At 69.6% G+C, this 17,637-nt stretch carries 18 protein-coding genes; 10 read left to right on the top strand and 8 right to left on the bottom strand.

Going from position 1 to position 17,637, the window contains the following annotated elements:
- Window positions 1-11: 11 nt before the first annotated feature.
- From AB0H93_RS04735 to AB0H93_RS04755, 5 genes are read left to right on the top strand one after another with little or no spacing between them, the layout of a single operon-like run.
- Entirely contained in the window at window positions 12-779 is a 768-nt protein-coding gene (locus tag AB0H93_RS04735; RefSeq protein ID WP_358567434.1) for a hypothetical protein, read from the top strand.
- Window positions 780-794: 15 nt separating this feature from the next.
- A complete protein-coding gene (locus tag AB0H93_RS04740; RefSeq protein WP_358567437.1) occupies window positions 795-2,813 on the top strand; it encodes a hypothetical protein in 2,019 nt (672 codons plus the stop codon).
- A gap of 19 nt (window positions 2,814-2,832) precedes the next feature.
- Window positions 2,833-3,822 carry a hypothetical protein gene (locus AB0H93_RS04745; protein WP_358567440.1) on the top strand — a complete coding sequence of 330 codons (990 nt, stop codon included), beginning with the start codon at window positions 2,833-2,835 and terminating at the stop codon, window positions 3,820-3,822.
- On the top strand, window positions 3,815-5,170 hold the full coding sequence (locus AB0H93_RS04750; protein WP_358567443.1) for a DUF4407 domain-containing protein: 1,356 nt from the start codon (window positions 3,815-3,817) through the stop codon (window positions 5,168-5,170). The genes AB0H93_RS04745 and AB0H93_RS04750 overlap by 8 nt, the downstream gene beginning before the upstream one ends.
- 2 nt (window positions 5,171-5,172) lie before the next feature.
- A complete protein-coding gene (locus AB0H93_RS04755) occupies window positions 5,173-5,664 on the top strand; it encodes a Pycsar system effector family protein (protein ID WP_358567446.1) in 492 nt (163 codons plus the stop codon).
- A 56-nt stretch (window positions 5,665-5,720) separates the two neighbouring features.
- Here the strand turns inward: AB0H93_RS04755 and AB0H93_RS04760 are convergent, their stop codons facing one another.
- Together AB0H93_RS04760 and AB0H93_RS04765 are read right to left on the bottom strand one after the other, a co-directional pair.
- Window positions 5,721-6,518, bottom strand: coding sequence for an MBL fold metallo-hydrolase (locus tag AB0H93_RS04760; RefSeq protein WP_358568468.1), 798 nt, complete (start codon window positions 6,516-6,518; stop codon window positions 5,721-5,723).
- Window positions 6,518-7,348 carry an NUDIX hydrolase gene (locus tag AB0H93_RS04765; RefSeq protein WP_358567449.1) on the bottom strand — a complete coding sequence of 277 codons (831 nt, stop codon included), beginning with the start codon at window positions 7,346-7,348 and terminating at the stop codon, window positions 6,518-6,520. Before AB0H93_RS04765 ends, AB0H93_RS04760 begins: the two co-directional genes overlap by 1 nt.
- 146 nt (window positions 7,349-7,494) lie before the next feature.
- On the opposite strand from AB0H93_RS04765, the gene AB0H93_RS04770 reads away from it, so the two are divergent.
- Window positions 7,495-8,382, top strand: a complete 888-nt coding sequence (locus tag AB0H93_RS04770) for a Gfo/Idh/MocA family oxidoreductase (RefSeq protein ID WP_358567452.1) — start codon at window positions 7,495-7,497, stop codon at window positions 8,380-8,382.
- A gap of 98 nt (window positions 8,383-8,480) precedes the next feature.
- Here AB0H93_RS04770 and AB0H93_RS04775 read toward each other — a convergent pair whose 3' ends face one another.
- The 5 genes from AB0H93_RS04775 to AB0H93_RS04795 all read right to left on the bottom strand — a co-directional run bounded on the left by AB0H93_RS04775 (window position 8,481) and on the right by AB0H93_RS04795 (window position 11,550).
- Entirely contained in the window at window positions 8,481-9,551 is a 1,071-nt protein-coding gene (locus tag AB0H93_RS04775) for a hypothetical protein (RefSeq protein WP_358567455.1), read from the bottom strand.
- Window positions 9,552-9,578: 27 nt separating this feature from the next.
- Window positions 9,579-10,193 (bottom strand): hypothetical protein, encoded by a 615-nt coding sequence (locus AB0H93_RS04780; RefSeq protein WP_358567458.1) that lies wholly within the window; start codon window positions 10,191-10,193, stop codon window positions 9,579-9,581.
- Between the two features lie 362 nt (window positions 10,194-10,555).
- The gene (locus AB0H93_RS04785) at window positions 10,556-11,014 is read right to left on the bottom strand and encodes a RidA family protein (RefSeq protein WP_358567460.1); all 459 of its coding nucleotides are present in this window, start codon (window positions 11,012-11,014) and stop codon (window positions 10,556-10,558) included.
- A 1-nt stretch (window position 11,015) separates the two neighbouring features.
- A complete protein-coding gene (locus tag AB0H93_RS04790) occupies window positions 11,016-11,174 on the bottom strand; it encodes a DUF4177 domain-containing protein (RefSeq protein ID WP_093267385.1) in 159 nt (52 codons plus the stop codon).
- A gap of 46 nt (window positions 11,175-11,220) precedes the next feature.
- Complete coding sequence (locus AB0H93_RS04795; protein WP_358567463.1) at window positions 11,221-11,550, bottom strand: rhodanese-like domain-containing protein; 330 nt, start codon at window positions 11,548-11,550, stop codon at window positions 11,221-11,223.
- An 89-nt stretch (window positions 11,551-11,639) separates the two neighbouring features.
- On the opposite strand from AB0H93_RS04795, the gene AB0H93_RS04800 reads away from it, so the two are divergent.
- The 3 genes from AB0H93_RS04800 (at window position 11,640) to AB0H93_RS04810 (ending at window position 14,447) form a co-directional block, all read left to right on the top strand.
- Window positions 11,640-12,236 (top strand): helix-turn-helix domain-containing protein, encoded by a 597-nt coding sequence (locus AB0H93_RS04800; protein ID WP_358567466.1) that lies wholly within the window; start codon window positions 11,640-11,642, stop codon window positions 12,234-12,236.
- Between the two features lie 76 nt (window positions 12,237-12,312).
- Window positions 12,313-13,311, top strand: a complete 999-nt coding sequence (locus AB0H93_RS04805; RefSeq protein WP_358567469.1) for an ArsA-related P-loop ATPase — start codon at window positions 12,313-12,315, stop codon at window positions 13,309-13,311.
- Window positions 13,308-14,447 carry an ArsA-related P-loop ATPase gene (locus AB0H93_RS04810; RefSeq protein ID WP_358567471.1) on the top strand — a complete coding sequence of 380 codons (1,140 nt, stop codon included), beginning with the start codon at window positions 13,308-13,310 and terminating at the stop codon, window positions 14,445-14,447. Before AB0H93_RS04805 ends, AB0H93_RS04810 begins: the two co-directional genes overlap by 4 nt.
- A 57-nt stretch (window positions 14,448-14,504) precedes the next feature.
- Here the strand turns inward: AB0H93_RS04810 and AB0H93_RS04815 are convergent, their stop codons facing one another.
- Window positions 14,505-14,804, bottom strand: a complete 300-nt coding sequence (locus AB0H93_RS04815) for a WhiB family transcriptional regulator (protein ID WP_093267379.1) — start codon at window positions 14,802-14,804, stop codon at window positions 14,505-14,507.
- A gap of 247 nt (window positions 14,805-15,051) precedes the next feature.
- Here AB0H93_RS04815 and AB0H93_RS04820 point away from each other — a divergent pair, with 247 nt between their 5' ends.
- The gene (locus tag AB0H93_RS04820; RefSeq protein WP_358567474.1) at window positions 15,052-17,466 is read left to right on the top strand and encodes a transglycosylase domain-containing protein; all 2,415 of its coding nucleotides are present in this window, start codon (window positions 15,052-15,054) and stop codon (window positions 17,464-17,466) included.
- Window positions 17,467-17,637: the final 171 nt, after the last annotated feature.

Raw genomic sequence — 17,637 nt, forward strand, 5'->3', positions numbered from 1 at the left:
AGCAGCTTTCCGTGTTCAACAGCTTGCAAGGAAGGGCCATCAGGGTGATGTCAGCTCAATTCAGCCGCCGGTTCTGTCTGTCCGTAGACGCGGAGAACTACGGGGCCCAGGACGACCAACGCCAGCGGGCCATCCAGGACGGCGTGCTCGCGGTGCTCGACCAGGCGGCCGACCGCGCCGGACTGCACCGTGACCGATGGGAGCGCCAACCGCAGGGCGATGGGGAGCTCGCGCTCCTGCCCGAGGTCGACCCGGAACCCGAGCCACAGATCATTGATGACTACGTCCGTGAGCTCGGACAGGCGCTTGCCCAGCACAACCGTGGCATGTTGTCGGGCAGTCGTCTCCGACTGCGCCTAGCGATGCACTACGGCGTCGCCATCCCTGCCAGCAACGGCTTCTCTGGGCAGGCCGTCGTCCTGGTGAGCCGGCTGCGCGATGCCAAACCGCTCAAGGAAGCGATGACCGCGGCACCGGAGTGCGCCCTCGGCGTCATCGTGTCGGATCGGCTGTACCAGGAAACGATTAGGCAGGGACACACGGAGCTCAGCCCCAACGACACTCGCGCGGTTTCGGTCCGGGAGAAGGAGCTCGCGGAGAAGGCATGGATCCACGTTCCGGGGGTCAACGTCCATCGCCTCGAAATCCCGTCCGCGGACCAGCCGCTCAACCGGCGCAGCAGCGACAAGCCAGCATTGCCGCGCCCCAAGTCGACGACGCACAACGAGTTCCACAGCACAGTGCACGCCGAGCACGCCAACTTCGGCGTGTCCTACTGAGGCCAGGCGGAGCCCATGTCTGAGGATGAAGCCTGCCCAGAATCGACCGGCGCCGAATCCGTCCCGCCGCCTTCCCCCATTGCCGAGGAGGATGCACTCAGCGATGCGGACGTCGCCGAACTGAGGCGAACCACGCAGGTCATCAACAAGTTCTACGGGAACGTCGACGCCGGGAGTGCCCAGTTCGGCGTCTCCCTCGGCGTCACGCACCGCCGCGCAACTGGCCCGGTAGCTGAAGCGCAAATACGGCAGGCGCATGAGCACTTCGTGGCACCTCCGCGGCACAGTGACGCGGCGCGCATCCTGGTGCAGGAGAACCTTGTGCTCCTGAGTGGGCCGGAGAACACCGGTCGGACGACCAGCGCGATCGTTCTGCTGCACCTCGCGCTGGACGATCCACAAGCCCCGCTTGTGAGTCTTTCGCCCGCCATGAGCCTGGCCCAGCTCGTCGAATACCCACATTTCAAGCGCAATCGCGGTTACCTGGTCCGGGGCTGGGTTGACGACGCCGAGCCGGACGCGGTGCAGCAGTTCGAGGTGGCTCAACTGTCCGATCGGCTCCAAAAGGTCGGCGCCTACCTCGTGCTGGTCACCGAGTCCGCCAGGATGCGGCGGCTCGCAACCTCGGCGGTCGAGTGGGAACCGCCGGCTCCGGAAGCGTTGTTCGACGAGTACGCCCCACCTCAGCAGGACGCCCGGGCACGGGCACACGCGGTTGAGCTGAATTCCCCTGCAGAAGTCGTGGCGTTCGCGAAGAACCTGTCGTACGGGCTGGAAACCGCGCTCGCCCGGCTGGATGGTTCCACTGCGAAGCAGGTGACGAAGTGGTTCGGAAGCAAGCCCGACCGGCTGAAAACCTTGGAAGTCGCGGCACTCGCGTTCGCGCACGGACTCCCGGACCGAACCTTCGAGGCAGTTTTCCAGCGGCTACTCGGGATTGCCGACCCGGTTCCTACTGACGCACCGGGCGAATCGGAAATCCGGCAGTCGCGGGCGGACCGGAGCGACCATCCGCTCATCAGCACCACCCTGGACGTTCTGGAACCAGGCGGCCTTGCTGGGGAACGCAGGCTGGTCTTCCGGTCCGTCGAGCACCGGGCGCGCGTCATCGCCGAACTCGTCGAGCGGTACGGGTTCGAACTGTGGGACCCGATCCGGACCTGGCTGCACGAGTTGGTCTCCGAACCGCCGCTCTCGGAGCTGCATTTCCAGATGGCGCTCGGCATCAGCTTGCTCGCCAGGAACTCGCCACGCGAGGCAGAGCAGGACTACCTTTTCCAGTGGGCGGACGGTACTTCGGTCACCCGGCTGACTGCGGCACACGTGCTGACATGGATGTGCATCGACGACTCGCTCGCGCCGCAAGCACTGCGCATCGCACTGTCGTGGGCGACAGATGCGGGTACTCGGCGTGCGATGACCGCGGCAACCGCGTTGGGCAGTGAGATCGGCGCCCGCTACCCATCGGACGCGATGCGGATGCTGTGGTTCCTCGCCGCACGCAGCCAGCGGATCGGTGACATCGCGCGGGTTTCGCTGAAGCTGCTGTTCTCGTCGGCGGTGGAGAACGCGGCGGACTCCAGTTGGGTCCTGAATCTCCTTCGCAGCCTTGCCCACCAGAGCATTGGCAACGGCAACGACTTCCGCCGGATCCAGCTCTCGAGGAGAGCGCTGCTCTCGGTGCTTTCCGGCAGCTGTGGAAGCTCCGAGGAACCCATCACCGCACATGTCCTGCGCTGGCAGCCAGCGAGCATGCACGCGCTTGGGGAGATCTGGTGCTGGGTGCTGTGCAGCGGTTCGCATCGAGGACGAGCTATCGAAGCGCTCCGGTGCGCACTGCAAGCCCTCGCTGCTCACGACGGAACCCTGCCGGTCATCGCGGAACTCGGCAACGCCATCCGAACCCGTATGCCCGCGCCGCAGCTGGAACTGTTGCAGCGCGATCTCCACTTCGCATTGACGAAGACCGATCAAGCGGTCGCATCGACGTTCTTGTCCTCTTTGGATCGGCACCCGCACGCAATCACCACCTGACGAGACGGGAACAGTGAGCATGAACATGCATTTCACGGGCTATCCGGTGGTCGCCGAACACCCCCTTCCCCCGGCGCGGCGCCGCCTGCTTCTTGGAGGCAAGCGGGACCTCGCCGATTTGCCTCCGCAGGAGCCGGGGACGGTACTGGTGTTCGAGGTGAACGGACATTACGAGGCTTTCCGGGAACGCCGCCACCTGTCGGGAAGCGAGGACGCCGTCGTCTCGGCCGTGGCGATCAGCGTCGTCGACATGAGGGAGCGACTGACCACGACGAGGCTGATGATCCCGTCGAACAGCCCTGCCGACGACTTCGTCGTCGAAGCGATTTTCAGGGCGAAGGTGACCAGACCGGAGACCGTCGCAGCGGCCGGGCTCACCGACCTGGACGCCACGTTGCGCAGTTACCTCAGCCAGGACCAGGAACTGCTGGGGCTCGGACTCCAGTGTGGCGTGGAGGAGATCAACGAGGTGCGCAGCTTTGTCCGGCGGCGGATCATGGCCTACTGCAAGGTCGTCCCGCCGCAGGTCGACGGCATGGACCTATCGCTCTGCGAGGTCCGCGTTCCCACACCAGCTCCGCTGCGCGAGCACTCCACCGTGGTCCGCGACGAACGATGGAACCAGGACGTGCTGGAGCTGCGGCAGGCGTTCGAGCAGCGCGACGTCGAGCGCATCCACGAGATACTTCAGGGCGGCCCGAGCATGGTCACCGCACTGGGGATCAGCCGACGCGAAATCCACACTTCCGACGCGGTCCGAGAAGCCTACGAATCCGAAGACCGGCGCCGAAAGCACATGCTCGACCTGCTCCGAACGCTACCGTCCGGTTACCTGGACTCCCTGCCGATCGACGCCATGCAGTTCGTGACTGCTCTCAGCTCAAGTCTCCGTCCTGGCGCGACCGGAGATCCAGTTCTGGATGAGGAGAAACCGCAGAGTGCGTTGGGCCGGGCACCGCGGGATGCCGACAAGCCGCCGATTCTCGATGAGGACGGACACATTGACTGACCCCTGGAAGACCGGCGGCCGACGGCTCTGGAACCGAATGCGGAGCGCTGACTACGGCAGGAAGCTGCGCGTCCTAGCCGGGACGGACGAGAACACGCTCGCCTGGGTCCCACACAACCGGACCCGCTACACCGGTGTCGGCGGAGTCGTGCTCAGCACTGCGGTCATCGCGGGTCTGTCCATGACGTTCGCGTTGAGCCAAGTTCTAGGCGGATTCAGTCTGCTGCTCCTGCTCCCGGCGCTGCTCTGGGCTGTCGTGGTGCTGAACCTCGACCGATGGCTGATTTCCAGCGCCACGGACACACGGTGGGGACGCCGCACCGCAATGCTGGTTCCCCGACTGCTCGTGGCGGGCCTGCTTGGCTTTATCATCGCCGAGCCGGTCGTGTTGCGCCTGTTCCAGACCGCGGTCGAGCAGCACATCAACGACGAACGCGATCGGCAGGTTCGGGAGCTGGTGGACGGCCTAGTCCGCTGCAACCCGCTCCCCGGTGGCCCCCAACCGCCAGGCGTTCCGCCGGACTGCGCTGGAAAGGTCTTCAGCATCGGTATCGAGCCGACGGCCCTGGCACGTGAGCTCGCAGCCACTGAAGAGCAGATGATCTCGCTCTCGAACAGCATCCGAGTCGACAGCGAGCAGCTCGCCAACCTGGAGAACCTAGCGCGGCTGGAATGCACAGGCGCATCCGGGCCGGGGCTTACCGGCATCCCCGGTGAAGGCAGGGACTGCCGACGACTCCGACGAGAGGCTGACGAGTTCCGCATCAGCCATCCGATCGAGACTCGCAGCGCAGAGCTGAGCGCGCTGAACTCGCAGGTCGCCGATCTTCGGGACCGGGCCGGTTCCGCGCAACGCGACTACCAACAAGCGCGCGACACCGAGATTCAGCGGCAACGTGCGGAGCTGGAAAACCACCAGCGAGAAATCGGGCTGTTGGAGCGGCTCCGGGCATTGGACGATATGACCGACCAGAACCCGGTCCTGTGGGCCGCGACCTGGTTGATCCGGCTGATGTTCGTGCTGATCGACTGCCTGCCGATCCTGGTCAAGCTGCTCGGCGGGACGACTGCCTACGACAGGCTGGTGGAGACCCGAACCGCGAGCCATGAACGGATCTACACCGAGGTCGTGCAGAACACCGAAGAAACCGTGCTCAGCGAGCTCGCGCTGCGACGGCACGAAAAGCTACTGGACCTACGGAAACGCCGAGAGCGCGCTGATCTGGACATGCGACGGCACGACGCTGGGATCACCGAGGAGATCAACGAGACGATCGCGGAGGTAGCCGCTCGCATGACACCCGAAGAACCCAGGCCGACCAACGGTCACTCGGTCGCCGGAGTCTGATCGTGCCGGACACCGATGACGTGTGGAAGGCGTTGCTCCAGGTGAACGACTGGATCAAACTGGCTGATGCCAAGGCTGCGGCGGTCTTAGCAGGTAGCGGGGTGTTGGGCGGCCTGCTCGTGCGAGGTTTCCCGCAGCCGTGTGCTTGGGCGCACCAGCCGTGGCACGCAATGCTGATGCTGGCCAGCTTCCTGCTGGTCAGCACCAGTGCCCTGTTGGCGCTGATCGCCGTCGCTCCCAGGCTCCACAAGCGGGGTCGGCCTTCTATTGTCTACTTTGGACATATTGCGCGCCACTACCCGGAGCTGCACGACTTCAAGGCAACATTCCTGCCAGCACTGGAACGCGAAGGGCAGCTACGAGAGCTCCTCGCGGAGCAACTGTGGACGAACAGCCGCATCGCGCGAGGCAAGCTCCGGAAGGTATCGCTGTCCATCTGGCTCCTCGGCGGCGGCCTCGCCACCGCCGCCTTCGCTGGTCTTCTGCGAACTTGATCGGCTGCCGCGGTTTACCGCGAAGCCGATCTCGCTTGGGTCCAAACCTCCCACCATCACGTCCGGAGCTCGCCCTGTTCTCGCAGGTAGGCGAGTTGGGCTTGGACCGTCCACTCCGCCGCGGGCCAGACCGAGCGGTCGACGTCCGCGTAGACGACCTCCACCACCTGGCGGGGCGTGACCTCCGGCCCGTGGTCGCGGACGGCCGCGCGGACCTGGTCGAGGCGCTGTTCGCGGTGCTTCAGGTAGGCCGTCGCGATCGCCTGGGCGTCGGGCAGTTCCGGGCCGTGGCCGGGCAGCACCCGCAGGCCCGGCGGCAGCTCGGCGAGCAGGCGCAGCGACGCGAGGTAGGAGCCGAGGTGGCCGTCGGGCTGCGCCACGACCGTCGTGCCCCGGCCCAGGATGCTGTCGCCGGTGAACACGGCCGGTTCGTCGTGGTCGGCGATGAAGCACACCGAGTCGGCCGTGTGGCCCGCCGTCGCGACCACCCGGAGCTCCACGCCGCCGGCCTTGATGACCTCGCCGTCGCGGAACGCCTCCGCGCCCCGGCACAGCGCCGGGTCGAGCGCGCGCACCGGTGCCCCGGTGAGCTCGACGAACTGGTCGACGCCGTCGGTGTGGTCGCCGTGGTGGTGCGTGAGCAGCACCAGCGACACCGGGCCCTGGTCGGCGACCCGGCGCAGGTGTTCGGCGTCGTCCGGGCCCGGGTCGATCACCACGCAGTCGCCCGCGCCCGGATCGCGCACCACCCACGTGTTGGTGCCTTCCAGCGTCATCGGCGACGGGTTGTGCGCGAGCAGCACCGACGCGTACGGGGTGACCTGGCGCAGCGTTCCGTAGGCCGGGTGCTCCATCACTTCGCCTCCTCGAATCCGGGTTCGCCCGGCAGCACCGCGTGCCACCGGTCGTTGCGGCGCACCAGCTTCGGCATGACCTTGGCGAGGGTGCGCTCCGCGGCCAGCGCCGCGGGCAGGCTGCCGCACTCGGCGATCTCGCTGAGCGTGACGCGGGTCGGCGGGAGCAGGTGGCAACGGCCCGCCTCGAAGTCCGCCAGCGCCTGCCGCGGGGTGGACCAGTACGCCTCGGACGCCTCCGAGGTGACCGCGTCGGCCCGCTGACCGGCGGGCATCGCGGCGAGGAAGAACCGCGTGTCGTAGCGGCGCGGCTCGCGCTCGGGCGTCACCCAGTTCGCCCACGGCCTCAGCAGGTCGGCGCGCAGCACCAGCCCTTCGTCGGCGAGGAACTTCGCCAGCGACATCTCGCGGGAGACCAGCGCGGCGCGGGCACCGGCGTAGTGGCTCGTGTCGCCGACCACCGTCGCCGGGTCCGGCCCGGCCAGCAGCACACCGGATTCCTCGAACGTCTCGCGCACGGCCGCGCACACCAGGGCGCGGGCCACGTCCTGCGTGCAACCGAACCGCTCGGCCCACCAGTCCGCGTCCGGTCCGCTCCACGCCACCGACGCGTCCGCGTCGCGCTGGTCGACGCCGCCACCGGGGAACACCGTCATGCCGCCTGCGAAGGCCATGCCCTTCACCCTGCGCTGCAGGAACACCTCCGGGCCCGCCGAACCCTCCCGGAGCAGCATCACCGTGGCCGCGTCCTTGGGCGCGGCCGGCTGCGCGGGGAGCTCATCGGGCACGAATCCCGTTGGCAGGACGCGATCTTCGGGCAGTTGCACCATGCGGGCCACCCTATGCCGGAAAACCACTAGAAAGTGATTCCAGAATTGATTTTTCGCACGGAGAGCGCAGCGCCCCGGCCACCCGACCGTGGCGTTCGGACCCCCAACTGCAGTAACCGCGATGGGTCAACGGCACCATTGCGGGCATGGACGAAGCACTGCGAGTCGGCGTGGTCGGAGCGGGTCCCTGGGCGCACCGGGCGCACGGACCCGGCTTGTCCGCGCACCCGGGAACGCGGTTGGCGGCGGTGTGGGCGCGGCGACCGGACGCGGCCAAGACCTTCGCCGAGCCGTACGACGCGGCCGTCGTCGACGGCTTCGACGAACTGCTCGAATCGGTCGACGCGGTGGCCTTCGCGGTTCCGCCCGCGGTGCAGGCCGAGCTCGCGCCGCGGGCGGCTCGCGCGGGCAAGCACCTGGTGCTGGAGAAGCCGCTGGCCGCGGATCCGGCCGGTGCCCGCGAGATCGCCGAGGCGGTGGACGAGGCCGGGGTGGCCGCACTGCTGATGCTCACCCGCCGGTTCGCGCCGGAGGTGCAGGAGTGGCTGGCCGGCGTGCACGGGCTCGATGGTGTGCAGGGCGGCACGGGGCGGTGGCTCGCGGGCGGGCTGCTGGCGGGCGACTACGCCGCGTCGGAGTGGCGCCAGCAGCAGGACGGCGCGCTGATCGACGCGGGGCCGCACGCGATCGACCTGCTCGACGCGGCGCTCGGCGAGATCGAGCAGGTGTACTTCGCGCACCGCAGCAGCGACGGCCTCTGGCAGCTCGTGTTCGGCCACGACGGCGACCTGACCAGCACGTTGACCCTGTCGCTGCGGATGCCGGTGCAGCCGGCGATGGTCGACTTCGCGGTGTACGGCGAGCACGGCCAGGCGCCGCTGCTCGGCCGCCGGACCGCCGCGCGCGAGTGCTACGCCCGGATGCTCGACGACCTCCTCGCGATGATCCGCGAGGAGCGCACGGAGCACCCCTGCGACGTCCGCCGGGGCCTGCACCTGCAGCAGATCCTCGCCGACGTCCTGGCGGCGGTGTAGCCGCGGGCCGCGGTTCGCTCACGACGTGGGCGATGACTGGTTCGGAGCGGCGTTCCTGCAGGTGGGCGGCCAGACAAAACGGCGCTCCTGGCGGTTGGCTAGGAGCGCTGCTGCTGGGGCGTGTAGGCCTGGTTGTTGGCCGGCGCCGCGCCGATCGGCGGGAAGCCACCGGTGCCGCCCGGCATGGTGGACGTCCAGCCCTCCTCGCCGTTGTTCGCCCCGTTCTGCCGCCGCGGCCCGCCGGAGCGGTCCTGCTCTCGCTGCGCGAGCTCCTCGTGCAGCTTGCGCAGCAGGTTGCGCTCCCGGTCGGTCAGCTTCGCGTCGACCGCCGGCGGCACCCGCATGGCGTTCGCCTCGGCTTGCGCCTCGGCGGCCTGCGCCAGCGCCGTCTCGTGCTCCGGCTGGCTCACCGGCTGCGCCGGCTGCGGGATCGAGCGCTCCGGCTCCGCCGGCCGCTCCTCCACCGCCCGCCGCTGCGGCTCCGCCGCGCGCTGCTGCTCCGCAGGGCGCTCGACCGGTCGTTCCTCCCGGGCCGGGCGCTCCACCGGCGGCGCGGGCGGTGCGTCGAGGCGGACGCGGTGCGCGGCCGCGAGGGCTTCCCGGTGGTATTCGGGCAGTTCGGCGCCGCTGTCGAAGACGTCGACGGAGCAGTTGATGCCGGCCCGGCGCAGGGCTTCGATCAGCTGGTAGGCCACCGCCGTGGTGGAGCCCTCCGGGCTGACCTCGGCGAGCAGGATGCGCCGGGGCACCGCGCCGTAGCTGACGCCGGCCGGCGTCGTCCGGGAGGCGCACCACAGCCCGCGCACGCCCTGGAGCCGGGCCGCGACCGGCGCGAGCGCCGCCACCAGGTCTCCGTCGTCCTCGGCCGGTTCGCCGAACCGGTGCGCGTCGACCGGCACCGAGTCGACCACGTTCACCCGGTCCGCGAGGACGTGCGTCGAGCGGGTCTCGTCGAGGACCCGGCGCAGGTGGTACTGCTCGCTGGAGCTCACCGGGATGCGGCCGGCCAGCAGGCAGCCGGTGAGGTATTCGGCCGCGGCGCCTGGCTGGCCGATGCCGAGCAGTTCGCGGGCCGAGTTGATCCCGTCGTCGTCCACCCGGCCTGTCATGGCCAGCAAGAGGTTGTGCAGCCGGTCCACCGGCCCGGCCCCCTCAGCCACGTCCACCACGCACGCCTCCTTCAGGATGTCGGCCGCTCAACCGCGGCGGCCGGCGAGTTCTTCGGCCCCCGTGCACACCAGCGCCGACTCGGCGAGCGCGGCGTGGTGGTACGCGGCGGGTTCCAGGTCGGGCGGGAGCACCTCGACGCAGGGTTCGGGTTCGCCGAGCGCCCGCAGAACGCGCTGGATCTCCCCTGTCAGGCCGACGACGTCGGCGGACGCGGTCACCAGCACGACCAGCTTCGCCGCGCCGCCGTCGGCGCGCCGCCAGCTGCTGCGCACCTCGCGGACGCCGGGGCGGCCGCGCAGCGTGGCGCCGAGCACCAGCACCGCGGAGTCGGTGGCGCTGTCCGCCGGCCGTTCGCCGCTGAAGGTGTACTGCGGGGCTTCGGCCGGATCGACCGGGAGGACCGCGTTGACCATCGCGGGGTCGGCGCCCAGCGGGGCCAGCGCGTTGGCCAGCAGCTGGTGTTCGGCGTCGTCGAGCGCGATGCGCTCCCGGACGAGCGTGCCCGGCAGCATCCGCGCGACCACGTCGGCGGCGTCCCCGGCCAGCCAGTCGCGGAAGCGCCACAGGTACCGGTCGGGCAGTCGGCCGGCGAGTCGGAGAAGTAGTTCGTGGCACAGCAGATCGGTTTCGCGCACCGCCACGTCGGCCCCTCCCAAGGCTCGTACTCCATCGACGCGGGTGTCGCTCGCCGCCCCCCGACCAGCTACACCCGTCCAGGTGAACTTTGGCCGCGATAACCGGATCAATCAAGCCCTTGAACGGTCTTTTCGCGACACACTGGAATCGATCTACCCCTATTCGGGTTACGCCAGATCTGACGAACCTGAGCAGGAGATGATCGCAGCGTACTGGTCGAAGGCGGCGCCGCGCGTCCGAGCCGCCGAAATCGGGGCCGGCGGTATTCGCCGACGACCCGCCGTGACGTGTACGAAACGCGGCGTCACCCGAAGTCGGGCAACGCCGCGCAAATGACGTGGCGAGCGGCCGCCTGGCCGCGCTCCGCCTATTCGACCTCGACGATCAGCTCCACCTCGACCGGGACGCCGAGCGGCAGTTCCGCGACGCCCACCGCCGAGCGGGCGTGCTGCCCGGCCTCGCCGAAGATCTCGCCGAGCAGTTCCGACGCGCCGTTGACCACCCCGGGCTGCCCGGTGAAGCCCTCGGCCGAGGCCACGAACCCGACGACCTTGACGATCCGCACCACCGAGTCCAGGCCGACCAGCGCGTCCACCGCGGCGAGCGCGTTGAGCGCGCAGATCGCGGCGTGCTGCTTGGCCTCCTCGGCGCTGATCTCCGCGCCGACCTTGCCGATCCCGGCGGGCTTGCCGGCGACCATCGGAACCTGGCCCGCCGTGTAGACCAGCGAGCCGGTGCGCACCGCGGGCACGTAGGCCGCGACCGGCGGCACCACCTCCGGCAGCGGGACGCCCAGCTCTGCGAGGCGATCCGTCCAGCGCCCCATGTCAGGCCCCCTTCGGCCGCTTCAGGTAGGCCACCATCTGCTCGCCGGTCGGGCCGGGCAGGACGGAGACCAGCTCCCAGCCGTCCTCGCCCCACTGGTCGAGGATCTGCTTGGTCGCGTGGATCAACAGCGGAACCGTCGCGTACTCCCACTTCTGCATGCGTGCAGCTTAGGAGACCGGCCGCCGGCCCTCCGCGCCGCCGCGCTCACGCTCCGGTCTTGACGGGCAAGCCCGCCTCGACCCAGTCCTGGATGCCTTCGCGGTACTTGCGGACGCCGGTGTAGCCGAGCCGCTCCAACCTCGTGGCGACGGCCTGGCTGTTGCCGCAGGCGGGGTTCGAGCAGTAGACGACGATGGCGGCGTCCTTGTCCGGCAGCAGCTCGCCCGCCTTCTCCTCGACGTGGTCCTCGGTCAGCGCGATGGCTCCGGGCAGGTGCTGCTGCTCGTAGTAGGACCCGCCGAGCGCATCGACGACGGTCACCTCCCCGGCGTCGATCCGCCGCTTGAGCTCGTCCCTGCTGATCAGCTCGGTCATGACAACCTCCTCGATTTATCCGGACCGCAGTCCGATTACCCCGCCGAAGCTACCGGACCACGGTCCGGTTGTCGAGTACGATTGCCGCCGTGAACGATGCGACCGACGAGCTGCACCAGATCGCGAGCCGGCCACCGCGGGAGCGCGCCGACGCCGCCCGCAACCGGCAGCGCGTGCTGTCCGCCGCCGCCGGCCTGTTCGCCGAGCACGGCGTGGACGGCGTGACGATGGACGCGGTCGCGCAGGCCGCGGGAGTCGGCAAGGGCACGGTCTTCCGCCGCTTCGGTGACAAGTCCGGGCTGGTGGCCGCGCTGCTCGACGAGCGGGAACGAGCGCTCCAGGACGCGGTGCTCACCGGACCGCCGCCGCTCGGGCCCGGGGCCGCCGACGCGGAACGCGTGCTGGCCTTCCTCGACGCCTACGTCGACTACCTGGCCGAGCACCTGGAACTGGTCCGGCTCTCGGAAACCGCCGCGCCGGGCGCCCGGTACCGCATCGGTTCCTACCGGTTCTGGCACCGGCACCTGACCCTCCACTGCGGCGCCGCAGCGGATCCGGAGTACCTCGCGCACGCGCTGCTGGCAGCGGTCGACGCGGACCTCAACTTCGCCCTGCGGGAGGCGGACTACAGCTGGGAGCGGCTGCGCGCGGGCGTCCGCGACCTGGCAGAGCACGCCCTGCGCTGATCGGCGCCGATCCCGAGGCGTGGCGGGAGTTCGCGGTCGGCAGACATCCGGGGAACGCGGCACTTACGCTGATCGTGTGACCGACTGGGACGGGGAACTGAATCACGCCCGACTGCACGTCGTCAGCGGCAAAGGCGGCACCGGCAAGACCACCGTCGCCGCCGCGTTGGCCCTCGCCCTGGCCACCGGCGGTCACAAGGTGCTGCTGATCGAGGTGGAAGGAAGGCAGGGCATCGCCCAGCTCTTCGACACCGCGCCGCTGCCCTACGCCGAGGAGTGGATCGCCGCGGCGCCCGGCGGCGGCGAGCTCCGCGCGCTGGCCATCGACGCCGAGGCGGCGCTGCTGGAGTACCTGTCGATGTTCTACAACCTCGGTTTCGCCGGTCGCACGCTGCGCAAGATGGGCGCGATCGAGTTCGCCACCACGCTCGCGCCGGGCCTGCGCGACGTGCTGTTCACCGGGAAGATCAAGGAATGCGTCGGCCGGACCGACGAGCGCGGCCGCTACGTCTACGACGCGGTCGTGGTCGACGCGCCGCCGACCGGCCGGGTGGTCAAGTTCCTCGACGTCACCCGCGCGATGGCCGACCTCGCCAAGGTCGGGCCGATCCGCGACCACAGCGACGGCGTGGTGCGCCTGCTGCACTCCAGCGACACCGTCGTGCACCTGGTGACGCTGCTGGAGGAGCTGCCGGTGCGGGAAACCCTGGAGGCGGTGGCCGAACTCGACACCGCCGACCTGCGACCGGGCGGCGTGGTGTGCAACCGGGTCCGGCCCAACCGGCTGCCGGCCCGCTCGGTCGCCGCGGCCGCGAGCGGCCGGGTGGACGCGGAGCGGGTGCGCGCCGGGCTGGCCGCCGCCGGGCTCAAGGTCGACGACGAGACGCTGGACGGGCTGGTGCACGAGACGGTCGAGCACGCCATCCGGACGCAGACCGAGGACGCCGCCCGCGCGCAGCTCGCCGACGCCGACCTGCCGACCGTCTCGCTGCCCGACCTCACCGGGATCGACGTCGCCGAGCTCTACGAACTCGCCGAGATACTCAACGAACACGGCATCCGGAGCCCACGATGAGCGAACCGCTGCGACCCGCGCAGGTCGACGTCGACGCGTTGCTGGACGACCCGAACACGAACATCGTCGTCTGCTGCGGGTCCGGCGGCGTGGGCAAGACGACCACCGCGGCGGCCCTCGCGGTGCGCGCCGCCGAGCGCGGCCGCAAGACCGTGGTGCTCACCATCGACCCCGCCAAGCGGCTGGCCCAGGCGCTCGGCCTGCGGGAACTCAGCAACCAGCCCAAGCAGGTGGTGCTGGAGGACTTCGAACCGGCAGGCGACCTCAACGCGATGATGCTGGACATGCGCCGCACCTTCGACGACATGGTGCTCGCGCACGCCGGCCGGGAACGCGCCGAGCAGATCCTGAACAACCCCTTCTACCAAACGATCTCCACGTCGTTCTCCGGCACGCAGGAGTACATGGCGATGGAGAAGCTCGGCCAGCTCTCCGCCACCGGCACCTGGGACCTCATCGTGGTGGACACCCCGCCGAGCCGGTCGGCGCTGGACTTCCTGGATGCGCCGCAGCGGCTGTCCACGGTGCTCGACGGGCGCCTGATCAAGATGCTGTCCAGCCCGGCGCGGGTCGGCGGCAAGGGCCTGCGCAAGATCGTCGGCGCGGGGTTCGGGCTGTTCGCGAAGGCCGTGTCGACCGTGATCGGCGGGCAGCTGCTGGCCGACGCCGCCGCGTTCGTGCAGGCCTTCGACTCGACCTTCGGCGGGTTCCGGGAGCGCGCCGACCAGACCTACCGGCTGCTGCGCTCCCCCGGCACCGCGTTCCTGGTGGTCGCCGCGCCGGAACCGGACGCGCTGCGGGAGGCCGCCTACTTCGTGGAGCGGCTGGCCGGGGAGGGGATGCCGCTGGTCGGCCTGGTCGCCAACCGAACCCACCCGGTGCTCGCCGGGCTCGCCGGACCCCGGGCGGCCAACGCCGCCGAAGAGGTGGAGCAGGCCGGCTCGACGCCGCTGGCCGCGGCGGTGCTGCGGGTGCACGCCGACCGCGTCGCGGTGGCCGAGCGGGAGAAGCGGATGCTCGCCCGGTTCACCCGGGCCCATCCGGAGGTGTCGCTGATCGGCGTCCCGGCGCTGCCGTCGGACGTGCACGACCTGGCCGGACTCCGGGAGATCGGCCGGCGACTGGCCGGTGAATAGCAGAAGTCGGTTCGGCCAATCCGCCGTGGCGAATTGGCCGAACCGACCTCGAACGGACTAGCTCACTTGGTACTCGGTGATATCGGCGTAATCCTGCCGGGCGGCTTCCAGCAATTCCCGCCAGTTCCGGACGTCGGGCCGGCGCCGCAACAACGCACGCCGCTCCCGCTCCGTCATTCCGCCCCACACACCGAATTCGATCTTGTTGTCTAGTGCCTCACTGAGGCACTCGGTACGGACCGGGCAGCCGAAGCAGACCATTCGCGCCTTGCGCTGCTCGGCGCCCCGGACGAACAATTGGTCCGGATTCTGGTCACGGCATGCGGCGTTGACCCGCCAGTCCCCCTGCTCGAACATAAAGTTCCCCCAGCTCCTCACTGGATCGTCGGCGACCGTTTTCGTCCGGAGCCCCCCGGCACCGGATGTTGTGCTCAGAACTGCTTCAACCACAACAGTGCTGTCGCTGGACGTAGACGGACTGTAGAGCCCGCTGGTTCCACAACCAACCAACGGTTGTCGCTCCGTTATCTTTCTTACTCATCACATCGGGCGGATCTACGCCGTGACACTCCGTCACGAAGCAACCCCGACTTACTCTGGCGAAGTGCGTGTCCGAGACGGCTTGTTGAAGTTGTTCGGCCTGTGTGTGCTGGCCGGGGTCCTGGTGGCCGGCCTGCTGTTCCCGGCGGCGGGGTCACTCGGAGTGGTCTCCAACCGCGCCAGCGACGCGGTCAACAGCATCTCCACCGACCTGATGACCAAGGAACCACCCCTTGTGACGACCGTCACAGACCGGGATGGGTTGCCCATCGCATACCTCTTCGACCAGAACCGGTCCCCGGCCCAGCCGGACCAGATCGCCGACACCATGAAGGCGGCGATCGTGGCGATCGAGGACCGGCGGTTCTTCGACCACCACGGCGTCGACTGGGCGGGCACCCTCCGCGCCGCGGTGACCAACCAGATGTCCGGCGCGATCGCTCAGGGCGGCTCGACGCTGACCCAGCAGTACGTGAAGAACTACATGGTCCACGTGGTCGCCGGCGGCGACCCGGTCAAGCAGGCCAAGGCCATCGAGCAGACCCCGGCGCGGAAGCTCCGCGAGATCCGGATCGCGCTGCAGCTGGAGAAGCAGCTCAGCAAGGAGGACGTGCTCACCCGGTACCTCAACGTGGTGCCCTACGGGAACCAGGCGTACGGGATCGCCTCCGCCTCGCGCACCTACTTCGACACCACGCCCGACAAGCTGACCATCGCGCAGGCCGCGCTGCTGGCCGGCATGGTCAACAGCCCGAGCGCGCTGAACCCGCAGAACAACCCCGGCGAAGCGCTCAACCGCCGCAACCTGGTGATCAAGGCGATGGAGGACCAGCGCCGGATCACGCCGCAGGCCGCGGAGGAGGCCCGCAACTCGCCGCTCGGCCTCGTGCAACCGCTGCGCAGCCCGCCCAACGGGTGCGTCGGCGCCGGGCCGTCGGACGGCTTCTTCTGCAAGTACGTGATCGACTACCTGGAGCGCGCCGGGTTCACCGAGGAGCAGCTCAAGCGCGGCGGCTACACCATTCGCACCACCCTCGACTCGCGCGCCACCGACGCGGCGAAGGCCGCGGCCGAGCGCGGCGTGCCGAAGACGACCAAGGGCGTCGCCAACGTGATGAGCGTGGTGGAGCCCGGCAAGGACAAGCACCGGGTCCGCGCGCTGGTCGCCAACCGCGACTTCGGGCTCGACGCATCCAAGGGCCAGACCGCGTACGCGCTGCCCAGCGGCGTGGTCAAGTTCGGCGCGGGCTCGATCTACAAGGTGTTCACCTCGGCGGCGGCGCTGGAGAAGGGGATGGGCATCTACAACACCATCCAGGCTCCGGGTTCCTACACGTCGTCGGTGTACAAGAACGGCACCGCGCCTTACACCGTCGGCAACGCCGAAGGCGTGCGGCCCGGCCCGCGCACCCTGCAGATGGCGCTGGCGACCTCGCCGAACACCGGTTTCGTGGCTTTGCAGGAACGCGTCGGGCTCGCGCAGACGGTGGACATGGCGGCGCGGCTCGGGATGCGCGAGACGCTGCTCAGCCACACCGCGGGCGGCGATCCGCTGGCGCCCGGCGGTGCCAACGGGCTGTCCCAGGCCGACCAGGTCAAGCAGCGCAACATCGGCGCCTTCACGCTCGGCTACGCGCCGACCAGTCCGCTGGAGCTCAGCAACGTCGCCGCCACGATCATGAGCGGCGGCGTGTGGTGCCCGCCGACCCCGATCGAGCAGATCCTGGACCGCAACGGCAACCCGGTGTCGATCACCGAAGACCCGTGCGAGCAGGCGGTGGACGAGGGCCTGGCGAACGCGATGGCCGTCGGGATGAGCCGCGACGACCAGCCGGGCGGCACCGCCTACGCAGCGGCCAACGGGGCCGGGTGGACCCGCCCGCTGGCCGCCAAGACCGGCACCACCGAGGCCCACCAGTCGGCCGGATTCCTGGGAGCCACCCCGCAGTTCGCGGGCGCGGTGCTGACCTTCAGCGACGGAACCTCGCCGCAGGGCATCTGCGACTCCGATCCGCCGCGGTTGTGCGGGGTCAACGGCGGGAACATCTACGGTGGCAAGGTGCCGGCGCGGACGTTCTTCGACGCGATGAAGGTCATCCACGAGGGCCTGCCCGTGCTGCCGCTGCCGCCGACGACCGGCCGGTACGAGAACGGCGGCGACGAGTTCCAGGTGCCCAACGTCGTCGGCATGGACCGCAAGCGGGCTTCGGAAACGCTGCAGAAGGCGGGCTACCAGGTCCAGGAGCGCTCGGTGAGCAGCACGCGCAAGCAGGGCACGGTGACCAGCCAGACGCCCCGCGGGTTCGCGCTGCCGGGCGAGATCGTGACGATCTCGGTGAGCACCGGGTACGTGCCGCCGCCGTCGCCGGAGAGGCCGCCGCCCGGCCAGCCGCAGCAACCACCGCCGCAGCCGCCGGGCGACCGGCCGCCGCAGCAGCCGGAACACCCCGTGCTGCCGCCGGGCATCTTCCCGCCGTGACCAGCTGCTCGTGACCGGCTGCTTCCGCCGTGACCGGCCGCAATTTCCATTGAAATTGGACCTTCGATTTCAATGGAACTTGCGGATCTCCGGCGTGTCGGGCCCCGACACGCCGGAGGCTGTGGACAACTCCCGCAGTTTCCATTGAAACCTCGGCCGGGGTTTCAATGG

Origin of the sequence: Saccharopolyspora sp. NPDC050642 (genome assembly GCF_040654735.1) — a bacterium.
Classification (GTDB): Bacteria; Actinomycetota; Actinomycetes; order Mycobacteriales; family Pseudonocardiaceae; genus Saccharopolyspora; species Saccharopolyspora elongata.